At 65.6% G+C, this 12,206-nt stretch carries 21 protein-coding genes and 1 other RNA gene; 17 read left to right on the top strand and 5 right to left on the bottom strand.

What is annotated here, in order from left to right; translation table 11 throughout:
• From VF631_RS10335 to VF631_RS10290, 10 genes are all read left to right on the top strand, one after another.
• A partial coding sequence (locus VF631_RS10335; protein WP_431850214.1) for a PspA/IM30 family protein occupies positions 1 to 433 on the top strand: 433 nt, incomplete at its 5' end.
• 3 nt (positions 434 to 436) lie between these two features.
• Positions 437 to 727 (top strand): envelope stress response membrane protein PspB, encoded by a 291-nt coding sequence (gene pspB, locus VF631_RS10330; protein ID WP_431850213.1) that lies wholly within the window; start codon positions 437 to 439, stop codon positions 725 to 727.
• The gene (pspC, locus tag VF631_RS10325) at positions 724 to 1,158 is read left to right on the top strand and encodes an envelope stress response membrane protein PspC (protein ID WP_431850212.1); all 435 of its coding nucleotides are present in this window, start codon (positions 724 to 726) and stop codon (positions 1,156 to 1,158) included. Before pspB ends, pspC begins: the two co-directional genes overlap by 4 nt.
• A 21-nt stretch (positions 1,159 to 1,179) precedes the next feature.
• Positions 1,180 to 1,449, top strand: coding sequence for a hypothetical protein (locus VF631_RS10320; RefSeq protein ID WP_431850211.1), 270 nt, complete (start codon positions 1,180 to 1,182; stop codon positions 1,447 to 1,449).
• A 27-nt stretch (positions 1,450 to 1,476) separates the two neighbouring features.
• The gene (locus tag VF631_RS10315) at positions 1,477 to 1,806 is read left to right on the top strand and encodes a hypothetical protein (protein WP_431850210.1); all 330 of its coding nucleotides are present in this window, start codon (positions 1,477 to 1,479) and stop codon (positions 1,804 to 1,806) included.
• Positions 1,807 to 1,887: 81 nt separating this feature from the next.
• Entirely contained in the window at positions 1,888 to 2,091 is a 204-nt protein-coding gene (locus tag VF631_RS10310; protein ID WP_431850219.1) for a hypothetical protein, read from the top strand.
• A 33-nt stretch (positions 2,092 to 2,124) separates the two neighbouring features.
• Positions 2,125 to 2,367: a hypothetical protein gene (locus VF631_RS10305; protein WP_431850209.1), complete on the top strand. Its 243-nt coding sequence runs from the start codon at positions 2,125 to 2,127 to the stop codon at positions 2,365 to 2,367.
• Between the two features lie 2 nt (positions 2,368 to 2,369).
• Positions 2,370 to 2,576, top strand: a complete 207-nt coding sequence (locus tag VF631_RS10300; protein WP_431850208.1) for a hypothetical protein — start codon at positions 2,370 to 2,372, stop codon at positions 2,574 to 2,576.
• Positions 2,577 to 2,614: 38 nt separating this feature from the next.
• Positions 2,615 to 3,022, top strand: a complete 408-nt coding sequence (locus VF631_RS10295) for a SufE family protein (RefSeq protein ID WP_431850207.1) — start codon at positions 2,615 to 2,617, stop codon at positions 3,020 to 3,022.
• Positions 3,023 to 3,042: 20 nt separating this feature from the next.
• Positions 3,043 to 3,465: a PaaI family thioesterase gene (locus VF631_RS10290; RefSeq protein WP_431850218.1), complete on the top strand. Its 423-nt coding sequence runs from the start codon at positions 3,043 to 3,045 to the stop codon at positions 3,463 to 3,465.
• A 5-nt stretch (positions 3,466 to 3,470) separates the two neighbouring features.
• Here VF631_RS10290 and VF631_RS10285 read toward each other — a convergent pair whose 3' ends face one another.
• Positions 3,471 to 4,007: a J domain-containing protein gene (locus tag VF631_RS10285; RefSeq protein WP_431850206.1), complete on the bottom strand. Its 537-nt coding sequence runs from the start codon at positions 4,005 to 4,007 to the stop codon at positions 3,471 to 3,473.
• A gap of 127 nt (positions 4,008 to 4,134) precedes the next feature.
• Between VF631_RS10285 and VF631_RS10280 the strand changes: the two genes are divergently transcribed.
• Genes VF631_RS10280 through VF631_RS10270 form a run of 3 tightly spaced genes read left to right on the top strand, consistent with a single transcriptional unit; the run spans position 4,135 to position 5,320 of the window.
• Positions 4,135 to 4,506: a hypothetical protein gene (locus VF631_RS10280; RefSeq protein ID WP_431850205.1), complete on the top strand. Its 372-nt coding sequence runs from the start codon at positions 4,135 to 4,137 to the stop codon at positions 4,504 to 4,506.
• Positions 4,470 to 5,012: an RNA polymerase sigma factor gene (locus tag VF631_RS10275; protein ID WP_431850217.1), complete on the top strand. Its 543-nt coding sequence runs from the start codon at positions 4,470 to 4,472 to the stop codon at positions 5,010 to 5,012. Before VF631_RS10280 ends, VF631_RS10275 begins: the two co-directional genes overlap by 37 nt.
• Positions 5,009 to 5,320 carry a hypothetical protein gene (locus tag VF631_RS10270; protein WP_431850204.1) on the top strand — a complete coding sequence of 104 codons (312 nt, stop codon included), beginning with the start codon at positions 5,009 to 5,011 and terminating at the stop codon, positions 5,318 to 5,320. Before VF631_RS10275 ends, VF631_RS10270 begins: the two co-directional genes overlap by 4 nt.
• Here VF631_RS10270 and rnpB read toward each other — a convergent pair.
• From rnpB to VF631_RS10255, 3 genes are all read right to left on the bottom strand, one after another.
• An RNA gene (rnpB, locus tag VF631_RS10265) (RNase P RNA component class A) lies at positions 5,319 to 5,712 on the bottom strand. The two genes, VF631_RS10270 and rnpB, sit on opposite strands and share 2 nt — an antisense overlap.
• A 10-nt stretch (positions 5,713 to 5,722) precedes the next feature.
• Positions 5,723 to 6,415 carry an N-acetylmuramoyl-L-alanine amidase gene (locus tag VF631_RS10260; protein WP_431850203.1) on the bottom strand — a complete coding sequence of 231 codons (693 nt, stop codon included), beginning with the start codon at positions 6,413 to 6,415 and terminating at the stop codon, positions 5,723 to 5,725.
• 33 nt (positions 6,416 to 6,448) lie between these two features.
• Positions 6,449 to 7,084: a histidine phosphotransferase family protein gene (locus VF631_RS10255; RefSeq protein ID WP_431850202.1), complete on the bottom strand. Its 636-nt coding sequence runs from the start codon at positions 7,082 to 7,084 to the stop codon at positions 6,449 to 6,451.
• 162 nt (positions 7,085 to 7,246) lie between these two features.
• Between VF631_RS10255 and VF631_RS10250 the strand changes: the two genes are divergently transcribed.
• The 3 genes from VF631_RS10250 to VF631_RS10240 are packed head-to-tail and all read left to right on the top strand — an operon-like array spanning position 7,247 to position 10,727.
• On the top strand, positions 7,247 to 8,203 hold the full coding sequence (locus VF631_RS10250; RefSeq protein WP_431850201.1) for an RluA family pseudouridine synthase: 957 nt from the start codon (positions 7,247 to 7,249) through the stop codon (positions 8,201 to 8,203).
• 54 nt (positions 8,204 to 8,257) lie between these two features.
• Positions 8,258 to 9,160 (top strand): RNA polymerase sigma factor RpoH, encoded by a 903-nt coding sequence (gene rpoH / locus VF631_RS10245; RefSeq protein ID WP_431850200.1) that lies wholly within the window; start codon positions 8,258 to 8,260, stop codon positions 9,158 to 9,160.
• A gap of 1 nt (position 9,161) precedes the next feature.
• Complete coding sequence (locus VF631_RS10240; RefSeq protein WP_431850199.1) at positions 9,162 to 10,727, top strand: hypothetical protein; 1,566 nt, start codon at positions 9,162 to 9,164, stop codon at positions 10,725 to 10,727.
• 12 nt (positions 10,728 to 10,739) lie between these two features.
• Here VF631_RS10240 and VF631_RS10235 read toward each other — a convergent pair whose 3' ends face one another.
• Positions 10,740 to 11,360, bottom strand: coding sequence for a Tim44/TimA family putative adaptor protein (locus VF631_RS10235; RefSeq protein WP_431850216.1), 621 nt, complete (start codon positions 11,358 to 11,360; stop codon positions 10,740 to 10,742).
• 209 nt (positions 11,361 to 11,569) lie between these two features.
• Between VF631_RS10235 and secB the strand changes: the two genes are divergently transcribed.
• Positions 11,570 to 12,088 (top strand): protein-export chaperone SecB, encoded by a 519-nt coding sequence (gene secB / locus VF631_RS10230; protein ID WP_431850198.1) that lies wholly within the window; start codon positions 11,570 to 11,572, stop codon positions 12,086 to 12,088.
• The last annotated feature ends 118 nt before the right edge of the window (positions 12,089 to 12,206 follow it).

Genomic DNA, 12,206 nt, shown 5'->3' with positions numbered 1-12,206 from the left:
CGAGGACCTCGCCAAGGCGGCTTTGATGGAAAAGCGCAAGGCGGCCGACATGGCCGACGGGCTTCGCGTCGAGATCCAGGTGCTGGACGATGCGCTGAAAGCCTCGGAGGCCGACATCGCCAAGCTGCAGGGCAAGCTCAGGGAAGCGCGCTCGCGCCAGTCCGCGGTTCAGACCCGGCTGGAGGTCGCCCACAACCGCACCCGGGCGCGCGAAATGTATGCCGGCTCCAAGGTCGACGACGCGTTCAGCCGCTTCGACATTCTCGACCGCCGCGCCGACTATGCCGAAGGCCATGCCGATGCGCTGAGCCTCGGCGCGCCCCCCAAGACGCTCGAAGAGGAGATCGCCGAACTGCGCGCCTCCGAAGCCGTCGATGAGGAACTGGAAGCGCTGAAGGCCAAGCGCAACGCTCAATCCGGCGGGGAGGGCTGATCCATGGAAGACGTCATGGAAATCCTGCTCGTCATGGGCATCCTGTTCATCGGGCTGCCCTGGATCATCTTCCACTATGTGACCAAGTGGAAGATGCAGGCCTCGCTCACCACCGAGGACGAGAAGCTGCTCGATGAAATGAACGACCTCGCGCGCCGGCTTGACGACCGGATGGTGACGATCGAGCGGATCATGAACGCCGAGAACCCGAACTGGCGGCAGATCGCCGCCGACCCGGCGGGGATGGGTCTCGAGCAACAGAGCTACACCCCGGTGCGGAGGGTCGGTCAATGAGGCGCAAATACCGGGCGACGGAGCTGGAGCCCTACGCTGAGGGTCGACCGCTGAGCGCGCCACGCAAGACCAAATATTACCGCGACAAGCAGAATGGGAAGTGGCTGGGCGTGTGCTCGGGCATTGCCGACTATACCGGCGTCGACGCGACCGTGGTCCGGATCGCGATGGTGCTCGGCACCTTGATGGGGATGCCGCTTATCCTGTTCTACATCGTTGCCGGCATCGTGGCTCCCAAGAAGCCTGCCGAACTCGCCCATCAATCGCCGGACGATGCAAAGTTCTGGCAGGGCGTGCGGGCCTCCCCACGGCAGACCGTTCGTGACGTTCGCGGCAGGTTCCGCGAGATCGACCGGCGGCTGGCAACGGTCGAAACCTATGTGACGAGCACCAACTCGCGACTGTCGCAGGAAATCGAACAACTGCGCTGAGCGCGGTGGGGGAGCTTCGAAATGCATCCAGGTTTCGCGATTGCGCTGGTCTTCATTACGGCGATCGTGACGATCGGCATCGTGCTGAAGAGCCTGATCGACGCGCGTTACCGCCGCGGCGCGGCACAGAGCGAAGAGCTCGATGCGAACCGCCGGGTGGAGCTGCTGTCGAGCGAAAATGCCAGCCTCAAGAGCCAGCTCGGCCGGCTGGAGGAACGCCTGGCAGTGCTGGAGCGAATCGCCACCGATCCGGCCGAACGCACTGCCCGCGAGATCGAACAACTGCGCTGAATCACAGATCGCAACAGGAGAACCAGCATGAGTCCCGCCGAAAAACTGTCTTTCGTCTCCCAGCTGTTCCCGTTCATCGCGATCATCGTCAGCATCGCAATTGGCGGATGGGTGCTCACCACCTGGATGCGAATCAAGAACGGCTATCCTTTGGACGGCGCCTGGGGCCAGGCGGTGTATCCCAGGAAGGACGAGGAGATCATCGAACGCGTCAAGCTGATCAGCACCGAGAATGCGCAGCTTCGCGCTGAACTCGGCTCGGTCAAGGACCGGCTCGCCACCGTCGAGCGGATCGTCACGGACGACAGCCACCGCCTGACGCAGGAGATCGAGGCGCTGCGGCTGCCGCGCAACTAGGGTCCAGGACATGGAAAGTGATCTTGCGAAGGTGTTCGTGTTGCTGATCGTGATCGGCATTCCGATGCTTGCGATGATGCTGTGGGCATCACCGACAGTGTGTTGAAGCACCGGCGCAAGATGATGGAAACGCAGGCAAAGCTGACGGCAGAAAAGGCGGCTCAATATGCCGCGCAAAACGAGCGGCTGGAGCAGCGGGTGCGCGTGCTGGAGCGAATCGTGACGGACAAGGGCATTGTCGTTGCCGAAGAGATAGAAAGCCTGAGGGACAAGCCGCTCAATTGAGCGGCACCGCAGGCGGTACAGGGAGAAGGTAGGATGAATCCGCTCGAAATGGTGGTGGCGATCGTGTTGATCGTGACGCTCGCCAGTGTGTGGAAGGCGAAATACGGCATCCGAAAGGACCGGCACGGCAACGAGGTCTACGTGGACAACCGCGAGAATCAGCAGCTTCGGGACGAAGTGAAGCAACTGAAGGATCGCCTGGCGGTGCTGGAGCAAATCACGATCGAGAAGGAAAACAGCCTGTCGCGTGAGATCGAACGGCTGCGGGACAGGTGACGGTGGACCCTTTCGCCCTGATCGGCGGCGCGACTGCGCTTGCTGGCCTTGCTCTGGCTGTTGCCGCCCTGCTGAAGGGTTGGCAGGCATGGCTCGACGTTCAGCGGGTTCAACTCGGTGCGGGCGCGGAGCGCCGTCCATCCGCAGAAGTCCGGGGCCTTCGCGAGCGGGTGCGCAAGTTGGAGCGGATCGCGCTTGGCCTGGACTAGCTGCTGACGGCCCCCGCGGCCTCTGCTAACCGGCGCCGATGCACAATCTCGACGATGTCTATGCCGATTATGAATTGCTGGAGCCGGACGACCGTTACCGACTGCTGATCGACCTCGGCCGCGCGCTGGAGCCGATGCCGGATGCGCTCAAGACCGACGCCACTTTGGTGCGGGGCTGCTCGGCATCGGTGTGGGTCTATCCGGCCGCGCGACCGGAGGGCGGTCTTCACTTCCTCGCCGACAGCAATGCAGCGATCACCAAGGGCATCATCGCCCTGGTGCTGCTTGCAGTCCAGGACCGAACCCCTTCCGAGATACTGGCAACCGATGTCGATGCGGCGCTCGCGCCGTTCGAGCTTGGCCGCCAACTCAGCTCCAATCGCACGCAAGGCATTCCGAACATGATCGCGCTGATCCGCCAGACCGCGGAGCGCCTGGCCGCGTGAACGCGGCCGACCTCAGCGGGATGAAGGGCTTCGACCCGGAGCTTTTCACAGGCTATGCCTCGCGGGTGGGTCATGGCGGCGCGCTGGGAATCCGCTACCAAGATCATGGGCCCGACTGGGTCGAACTCGCCCTCCCCTATCAGGACAGATTCGTCGGCGTGATCGAGACGGGCGTGATCGCGTCCGGCCCGATCATCAGCCTGATGGACATGGCGCTGAGCATGGCGATCTGGGTCAAGCTCGATCGCTTCCGACAGCAGGCCACGCTCGACATGCGGGTCGATTATCTTCGCGCCGCCACGCCCGGCGAGCCGATCATCGGCCGCGGCGAATGCTATGCGGTGACGCGGAGCGTGGCCTTCGTCCGAGGACTTGCGCATCAGGGAGAGCCGGCCGACCCGGTCGCCCATGTCGCGGCGAGCTTCATGTTCACCAAATGGTGAAGCGCTCAGTCTGAAAGGCTGCCGCGCCGCTCCTCGACCTTGCGCAGCACGTCATAGGCCGCGTGCGCCGCCCGGAACCGCTGCGCCGCATCCGGGTCGTCGCCGGCGACGTCCGGATGATTGGCTTTGGCCAAGCGGCGATAGGCCTGCTTGATCTCTTCGAACCCGGCGTCCACCTCGACCTCGAGGACGTCGAGGGCGCGCATCTCGTCACGGCTGCGGCTGCCGTCCCCCGCCCCGCCCCAGCCATAATGCTTGGCTTGCCCGAACGCGCTCGCGTCCCGCGCCTCCTCCGCTTCACGGGCGGCCTGTTCTTCCTTGGAAAGCCCCTGAAAGTAGTTCCAGTTCTTGTTGTACTCGGCCGCGTGGCGCTCGCAGAACAGCCAGCGATCGGGCTTGTTCGGCGCCTTGGGCGCGGGCCGGTCGCCAGGCTCGGTGCAACCATGACGGTCGCACAGCCGCACCTGGCTCGCCTCGCGCGTCGAACCGTAGCCGCGCCAGCGCGGAAATCCCCAATCATTGGAACGCGTCTGCCTGGCCATTGCCGTCCATCTAATCGAGCGTCCGGCCCAACGCATCCCTCCCCCTGCACCTTTTTTGCCGCCAGCTTCATCCAAAGCGGAGGCTCGCCGCGTCTTCAACATATCAACAGGCTTGGGAGCGGACGACATGTGGCAAGACATACTGATATTCGCGGTGCTGACGACCGGCGCAGTTCTCATCATGAACCAGATCGCGCGGCTGGTCCGCAATCGATCGATCCAGAAGACGATCCGCGAGGCGATCAGCCGGGACAGCGCCGCGCTGCCCGAGCTGATCGCGCGAATAGACGATGCGGCACCGGCGGGCGAGACAGGCGGCGATGATCGGATCGGCCTCATTCTGATCGCGCTCGCCGTTGCGCTCGCCCTCTACGCAGTGATCGCAGCCGATCCTGAGGACATGCGACAGATGGCTGGGACCGCGCTCTTCCCGGGCCTGGTGGGCGCCGTCCTGTTGGGCCGATCCGTCTGGATCCGGCGCAGGGGAGAGGTGCGCTGACCCAGACGGCCGATGGCGAGCTCGCCTCGGCTGCCGCGGCCGGGGATGTCGAGGCCTTCACTCAGCTCGTGCGGCGGCACGAAAGCGCGATCCGCGCCTTCCTGGTTCGCGCCGGCGGACGGGAAGGCGCCGACGATCTGGCCCAGGAGACTTTCCTGAAGGCGTGGCGAAAGGCCTCCGCTTACCGGGGCGCTGGAAGCTACCGCGGCTGGCTGCTCCGGATCGCATGGACGAGCCTGATCAGTGCGCGTCGCAAGACGAACCTGGAAGTCGAGGAGACTGCCGTCGAGCGGGGGCACCAGCCTGCGGTCGACGCGCAGATCGATGCAGCAAGGGCGCTGGCGGGGCTCGACCTTCGCGAGCGCGCCGCCGCCCTGCTCTGCTTCGGCCACGGGCACAGCCACGCCGAAGCCGCGCAGATCATGGATGTGCCGCTCGGCACGTTGAAGAGCATCGTCGCGCGGGCCAAGACCAAGCTCGCCCTCAGACTGGGAGAAAGCGCATGAGCCAAGACCTGGAGGCACGGCTGTCCGCCCTGCTCGCTCCGCCCGACGAGTTCCCCGACGAGATCTTCACCGCGCGGATGCGGCGTGCCGTGCTGGCCGAAGAGCGGCTGCGCGCGGCGCGCCGCGGCAGCTGGCGCCGCTTCGCGGTCGAGCTCGCCGGCAGCCTGGCGGTGCTCGCCGCATACCTGCTGATCGCGAGCGGGCAGCCCCCCGGCGACGACTTGATCACGTTCGAACCGGCCACCGCCGGGCTCTTACTGGTCGGCTTCTGGACGTTCGTGGCGATGCGCTCGCCGAGCGAAGTTTAGCGCCAGAGGGTCTGTAAGCCGGGTTCTGTCCACCCGCCGCCGCAATCAAGCTTCGGCGGGATGGGCGACCATTCCTCTAGCCCCGGACTTGCATCCGGGGTCAAGCAACCAACCCGGGCGCAAAGGCGGAAGCCCTATGTTGCGCCCCTATTCGGTTTTGCTCCCGGTGGGGTTTGCCGTGCCGGTCCCGTTGCCGGTCCCGCGGTGGGCTCTTGCCCCACCCTTTCGACCTTGCCGCGCCGAAGCGGCGGCGGTTTGCTTTCTGTGGCACTGTCCCTGAGCCAGGAACGAATCCCCGACCCGCCGGGCGTTACCCGGCACCGTTCTTCCGTGGAGCCCGGACTTTCCTCGCCTCGGGGTCACCCCCAAGCCGCGGCCGCCCGACCCTCTGGCGCGCCCGCTCTAGTCTTCGCCGCGCGGTTTGGGAAGCAGCAGCCCGAGCAGGAGAGCGCGGCATTCGCCATCGATCTCGCCGTCGATCAGCTCGGGGCGGAAGCGGCGCTGAAAGGCGACAACGGCGGCGAGCTTGTCGGACACGTCATAGCCGAATCGCTCGAGCGCGAGCAGGAAGCCGCCATCCGTCCAGCGCGGATCCATCAGGTTCTTGGCGGGGCGCGGCAGCGCGAGGCGCAGCTTGGCGAGCCGGCCCCAGGGAAAGAGTTCGCCCGGGTCCTGCTTGCGGGTCGGCGCGATATCGGAATGTCCGACGATGTTGCCGCGGGTGATGCCGTGCCGCTCCTTGATGTCGGCGACGAGTGGGATGAGCGCATCGATCTGCTCTTCGGGGAACGGACGGTAGCCGAGCTCATGCCCTGGATTGACCAGCTCGATGCCGATCGAGGCGCTGTTGATGTCGGGGACCCCGCGCCACCAGCTATCGCCTGCGTGCCAGGCTCGCCGATCCTCCGGCACCATACGCAGGATCTGACCGTCCTCCGCGACCAGATAGTGGCAGGAGACCTTTGCTTCGGGGTCGCAGAGCCGGGTGATCGCGGAGGTCGCGTCCTGCATTCCAGTATAGTGGAGCACGATCATCGAGACCGGCAGCGACCGCTCGTCATGATTGGGCGAGGGCGTGTCGATGATCGGGAGCATTGATCGAGATTAGCGCGGCAAAAGCCTTGCAGGTCAAGCAGGAAGCGCTGCGCCCAGCAGGAGCACGCCGGGCTCCTCGTCCATCACCTGGACTTCGCCGCCGCCATCGGCGGCAAGGCAGTGCACGAGCCAGGCAGCCGCCGCGCGAGGCGCGATCGCCTCCTCCGAGATGTTGCCGACCAGCACCTGCTTGAGCTCCGGATCGAGAACGATGCGGCTTCCCTCGGCGCGGACGACGATGTCGATGCCCTTGCCATGGCGTTCCGAGCCGACATCGAGGCGCCCGCCCCGCACCAGCGCATCTCCCGCGATCAGCGCGAGGTTAAGCAGCACCTTGAGCGCCGCCTTGCTCATGGTCGGATCGTCGACCATCCAGCCAAGCTGGATGCGGCCGTCGGTTCCGAACAGCCCCTCGATCGCGACCCGCGCTTCACGCGTATCGACCTCGTCCGCGAAGCCGCCGGCGGCGCCGAACGCCAGGCGGAAGAATTTGAGCTTGTTGGCAGAGGCGCGCGCGCTTTCCGCCAGCAGGTCGAGGCAGCGGGCGCGCATGTCCGGGTCATGCTCGTCGGAGAGCAGCTCGATACCATTGTTGAGCGCGCCGACGGGCGAGAGCAGATCGTGGCACAGGCGCGAACAAAGCAGACTCGCGAATTCGTAGGATTTCATGCGCTTGGCTGCCCCTTTTCGTGCGCTGACCGATGCCGGCCCCTTCTATTGGCCGGAGCCGGGCGAGCATGCAAGGCGATGGTGAAGCCCAGGCCGGCCAACCCGCCGCCCCGCCTCCCGTTCCCTTGCAAGTTCGCGCCCGTGCACCATATCGGCAAGCCGATGGACAGGGGGGTGTCGATCATCAGCGCGACGATTTCAGCGGAACAGTCCGGCTGGCGGCTCGATCGTGCGCTGGCGGCCGCCATACCCACCTTGTCCCGCGAGCGGCTGAAGGGGCTGATCAGCAGCGGCGGCGTTCTTGGAACCGGCGGCGTTGCCGTGCGGGACCCCGCAGTCAAGGCGCTGGCCGGCTCCTCTTACCAGGTGCATGTGCCCACGCCCGCTCCGGCGCATAACCAAGCGCAGGATATTGCGATCGAGATCGTTCACGAGGACGAGCATCTGCTCGTCGTCGACAAGCCGGCGGGGCTGGTCGTCCATCCGGCCGCCGGCAATCTCGACGGCACCTTGGTCAACGCGCTGCTGCATCATTGCGCCGGGCGGCTGTCCGGCATCGGCGGTGTTGCCAGGCCGGGGATCGTCCACCGGATCGACAAGGACACGTCCGGGCTGCTGGTGGTCGCCAAGACCGATGTGGCCCATGAAGGACTGTCCGCCCAGTTCGCCCGGCACAGCATCGACCGGCGGTACAAGGCCATCGTCGCGGGTCTTCCCAACCCGCCGAGCGGAACGGTGGACGCCCCGCTCGCCCGGTCGACGGCCAATCGCCAGAAGATGGCGATCGTCGCCAAGGGCCGCGGCAAGCGGGCGGTGACGCACTATGGGCTGGTCACCGCGCTTCGCGCCGCGGCGCTTGTGGAATGCCGGCTGGAAACGGGGCGCACGCACCAGGTGCGGGTCCACATGACCTCTATCGGGCACCCCTTGCTGGGCGATCCGAGCTATGGACGGACCCGAACGGAGCATCGTGAGTTGTTGAATCGACTGAGTTTCAATCGACAGGCTTTGCACGCCGCCGAACTTGGTTTCATGCACCCGATCACGCGGGAAACCCTGTCCTTCAAAAGCGCCGTTCCATCCGATATGCAGGAACTGTTCATGGCGCTTACCGTATAGAAACCACGGCCGAGACCGCTTTGACGGTCCGGGCCAGGGAGAATTGAGGAATTTATGGCAAGCGGCAAGAACATCGCCACCATCCCCGCGACGGGCGGCGAGGCCGGGCTCAACCGCTATCTGGCTGAGATCAAGAAGTTTCCGATCCTGGCTCCGGAAGAGGAGTATATGCTCGCCAAGCGCTGGACCGAGCATCAGGACACCGAGGCTGCGGCCAAGCTCGTCAATTCGCACCTGCGACTCGTGGCGAAGATCGCGATGGGCTATCGCGGTTACGGCCTGCCCGTGTCCGAGCTGATCTCGGAGGGCAATATCGGCCTGATGCAGGGCGTGAAGAAGTTCGAACCCGAGCGGGGCTTTCGCCTGGCGACCTATGCCATGTGGTGGATTCGCGCGTCGATCCAGGAGTTCATCCTGCGCAGCTGGTCGCTCGTCAAAATGGGCACCACGGCGGCGCAGAAGAAGCTGTTCTTCAACCTTCGCCGGATGAAGAACCAGATCGAGGCCTTCGAAGATGGCGACCTGAAGCCGGAGGACGTGACCAAGATCGCGACCGATCTCGGCGTCAGCGAAGACGAGGTCGTCTCCATGAACCGTCGCATGGCGATGGGCGGCGACACGTCGCTCAACGTGCCGCTGCGCGAGGAAGGCGAAGGCCAGTGGCAGGATTGGCTGGTCGATACCGGTCCGCTGCAAGACGAGCGCGTCGCGGAGGCCGAGGAGACCAAGGTCCGCCATGACCTCCTCGTCCAGGCGATGGATGCGCTGAACGACCGCGAGAAGCATATCCTGACCGAACGGCGGCTGTCGGAAGATCCGAAGACGCTGGAGGAGCTCAGCCAGGTTTATGACGTCAGCCGGGAGCGCATTCGTCAGATCGAGGTCCGGGCGTTCGAGAAGCTGCAAAAGGCGTTGATGAACCTGGCGGGCGAGCGGCGGCTGCTGACGGCCGGCTGAGTTGCTCGCCCCGGCAAGCCGGGAGCGGCTCGGCGATGCAAGGAAACAGGAGGCGGCCGGCCATTCGCCGGCCGCCTTTCTGTTTGGCATCGTCCTGGTCTTCTTCGCCGCGGCGGCGAGCTATGCGGCCCTGAACAAGGGGCCGTGGCTGGACGAATTCTGGTCCTATTACCTGACGGACCCGAGCCTCACCTGGTCGAACCTACTGCGCGACCGGTGGCTTCGGGACACCCACCCAGTTCCGGCGAACATGCTCTACCTGATCGTCCGCGGGTTGGGCGCGGAGGATCCCGGTCCCGCCCGGCTGCTGCTCAACCTCCCCGCCCTGGCGGTGATGAGCGCCGCCGCAATCCTCTTCTTCCGGACAGCGAAGCGCGGGCGGTCGTTCTACCTGCTCTTCCCGGCCCTGGTCCTCGCCCTGCCGGACGCGACCTTGTTCGCCTCCGAATTTCGCAGCTATTTCTGGCAGATCGCGCTGATCGTGATGGCCGTCCAGCACGTGCATCTCAGCTTGAGCGAAGCGGAGGAGGTAGCCGGACGGCGGATCGTACAACTGGTCGGTCTGTGCGCGGTGTTGCTGTCGCTCCTGCTGCACTTCATCACGAGTGCGCTGGTCACCCCGCTCTACCTGCTGGCCGCGCTTGCTTTGTGGCGCGACGGCCGCCGAGCCGCAGCGAAGCGTCTCGGCATCGCCCTCACCCTCGCCTGGGCCATTCTCGGGCCGCTTGCGCTGATCCACTATGGCAGCGGAGCGAACGATCTCGACGTCCGCTGGATCACCACCAACACGGCCCAGGCGCTCTGGATGTTCGCGGAAAGCTTGATAGCGGTTGCGAAAGGCGCGGCCGTCCCGATTGGATTATTGGCTTTTCTGACATTCCGCGCTCCGCTTGGGCGCGACAACCAGTCCGCCCGATCGTCAAACAGCATGCCGACTAGCTTCGCCGTCCTGATCCTTCGAGCGATCCTGATCGGGGCGATCGGCCTGCTGGTGCTGAACGCCCTCCAGCCGATCCTGGTCAGCCGTTACTTCCTGCCCTGGCAGGTGATGACGGCCGGCGCCGTCGCGGCGCTGGCCAGCTCCGCGCTCGATCGGCGCCCGGTGCTGCTCGCGGCCACCGGCATCTGGAGCCTCGCTGTGATCGGCTCCGAGGCTGTGGAGCAAGCGGGACAGCGGCGCTGGCTGGAAGGCCTGGAGCGCGCTTCGGCCATCGCGGCCGCCTGCCCCGGCACCCGCGTCTACGCGACCAGCCACTGGCGCTTCACCCAGCACCGCGCCTCAAGAACGGCGGAGCGGGAGAGCCGGATCGTGGAGCTTGCCTATCGGCGGCTCGCGGCCCGAAGGGGCCTGAGCGTCGAAGTATTGGACCAGCGCTCCCCCGTGACGATCGCGCCGCAGCCCTCATGTCCGACTCTGATCTGGGTGCAGCATTTCACGGCGGTGCCGGGCACATCGGCGCCGGATTTGCTCGCGGGAGCGGATATCACGCTGACCGAGCCGACCGCGGTCAGGATCGTCCCCTCGTCCGAAGACAGTATGTTGATCCTGATCGGGCCGGCCGATTAGGCCCGAGCCGGATCAGGCGTCGTCGGTGTCGACCAGCAGCCAGTTGGGATCGTTGCTGCCAAGATCGCGCTGGAAGGTCCAGATATCGTGCGCGGGAACGGCGTCTTCGAGCGAACCGGCGATCACATTCCCTTCGGCATCGCGGGTCACGGCGGCGATGTCCGCGTCGAAGCGAACCGTGATCAAAGCCGTGCGTCCATCCAGCCGGGCATCCTCGATAACCGCGCGTTCGATTGCGACCAGGCGGTTTTCCAGGCGGTGCCCGGAGGCTTCGCGGGTGTCGATCGCTTCGTCGAACGCGGCGCGGACCTCGCCTCCAGTAAGCTGCGCGATCTCCTGCTTGTCGCCGCGCCAGAAGGCCTCCAGCACCATCCGGTAAGCGCCCTGTGCGCCTTCGAGGAAGCGGGCCACGTCGAAGCTGCTGTCGGCGGTGACGATCGCCCGCACTCCAGCCGCGGCGCCGTCCTCATAAACCAGGCTGCCGCCCTCGCTGCGATCCGCAGCGACGTCGGTCACAGGCGCGGCGGTCTCGGTGCCGGGAACGGCTTCCGGGCGCGTGACCGGCTGCTGTTCATGGCCGCTGCGGCGGCCGAGCACGGTGTAGAGCCGCAAGCCGACGAACAGCGCGACCATCGCCAGCAGCACAATCTCTACGTTCACCCTGTTTCTCCGCTTACGCCACTGGGCAACATAGGCCTGTTGCCCCGATGATTCAAATGGCCTCTCGGCGAACGCACCGGGCCGCGCGATGTTGCGCCGCCAAGCCGTGCCTGCTACCCGCCGCGCGACTGTCAACGCGGCCCCTCTGAGGGCCCGATGCAACTCCGCAAAGGTGACGATGAATGGCCGAAGATGAAGGCGTATTGAACTTGGGCGCAACCGGCAACGGTGCCGACGAGGGGCCGCAGGTCGGACTGCTCAACCAGTATATCAAGGACTTGTCGTTCGAGAACCCGAACGCTCCGGCGGTTTACCAGTGGCAGAGCCAGCCGCAGATCGACGTTCAGTTCAACATCGGATCGCAGCAGCTGAACGATGAGATCCACGAAGTCGCGGTCAAGATCGAAATCAGCGCGCGGGCGGACGGCCAAGCCGCCTTCCAGGTCGAGCTCGTTTATGCCGGGCTGTTCGCGCTTCGCAACATCCCGGCCGAGCAGCTGCAGCCATTCCTTCTCGCCGAGGCGCCGCGCCTGCTGTTTCCGTTCGCTCGCCGCGTGATCGCCGATGCGGTGCGCGACGGCGGTTTCCCGCCGCTGATGCTCGATCCGATCGATTTCGGCGCGCTCTACATGCAGCGGCAGGCCCAGATGCAGTCCGAAGGCACCGGCATCCCGGCCGGCAAGATCACCGGTCAGGCTTGAGCCCGGCGAGCGCGAGGAAAGGATCGTCATGCCGGGCTTGACCCGGCATCCACCTTATTATCTTGCGCCAAACGAAGGCGGGGCCCCGGATCAAGTCCGGAGTGACGGAACGGGTATA

Origin of the sequence: Allosphingosinicella sp. (assembly GCF_036387615.1) — a bacterium.
Taxonomy (GTDB): Bacteria; Pseudomonadota; Alphaproteobacteria; order Sphingomonadales; family Sphingomonadaceae; genus Allosphingosinicella.
This window is presented reverse-complemented; position numbering and strand designations above follow the sequence as displayed.

Coding starts and splice junctions, on each gene's coding strand:
- rpoH (WP_431850200.1), top strand. CDS start 8,258: ATGGCAAGCGGCAAGAACATCGCCACCATCCCCGCGACGGGCGGCGAG.
- VF631_RS10270 (WP_431850204.1), top strand. CDS start 5,009: ATGAGCCAAGACCTGGAGGCACGGCTGTCCGCCCTGCTCGCTCCGCCC.
- VF631_RS10290 (WP_431850218.1), top strand. CDS start 3,043: ATGAAGGGCTTCGACCCGGAGCTTTTCACAGGCTATGCCTCGCGGGTG.
- VF631_RS10280 (WP_431850205.1), top strand. CDS start 4,135: ATGTGGCAAGACATACTGATATTCGCGGTGCTGACGACCGGCGCAGTT.
- VF631_RS10285 (WP_431850206.1), bottom strand. CDS start 4,007: ATGGCCAGGCAGACGCGTTCCAATGATTGGGGATTTCCGCGCTGGCGC.
- VF631_RS10315 (WP_431850210.1), top strand. CDS start 1,477: ATGAGTCCCGCCGAAAAACTGTCTTTCGTCTCCCAGCTGTTCCCGTTC.
- VF631_RS10260 (WP_431850203.1), bottom strand. CDS start 6,415: ATGCTCCCGATCATCGACACGCCCTCGCCCAATCATGACGAGCGGTCG.
- VF631_RS10235 (WP_431850216.1), bottom strand. CDS start 11,360: ATGGTCGCGCTGTTCGTCGGCTTGCGGCTCTACACCGTGCTCGGCCGC.
- VF631_RS10250 (WP_431850201.1), top strand. CDS start 7,247: ATGGACAGGGGGGTGTCGATCATCAGCGCGACGATTTCAGCGGAACAG.
- VF631_RS10295 (WP_431850207.1), top strand. CDS start 2,615: ATGCACAATCTCGACGATGTCTATGCCGATTATGAATTGCTGGAGCCG.
- pspC (WP_431850212.1), top strand. CDS start 724: ATGAGGCGCAAATACCGGGCGACGGAGCTGGAGCCCTACGCTGAGGGT.
- VF631_RS10255 (WP_431850202.1), bottom strand. CDS start 7,084: ATGAAATCCTACGAATTCGCGAGTCTGCTTTGTTCGCGCCTGTGCCAC.
- secB (WP_431850198.1), top strand. CDS start 11,570: ATGGCCGAAGATGAAGGCGTATTGAACTTGGGCGCAACCGGCAACGGT.
- VF631_RS10320 (WP_431850211.1), top strand. CDS start 1,180: ATGCATCCAGGTTTCGCGATTGCGCTGGTCTTCATTACGGCGATCGTG.
- VF631_RS10305 (WP_431850209.1), top strand. CDS start 2,125: ATGAATCCGCTCGAAATGGTGGTGGCGATCGTGTTGATCGTGACGCTC.
- pspB (WP_431850213.1), top strand. CDS start 437: ATGGAAGACGTCATGGAAATCCTGCTCGTCATGGGCATCCTGTTCATC.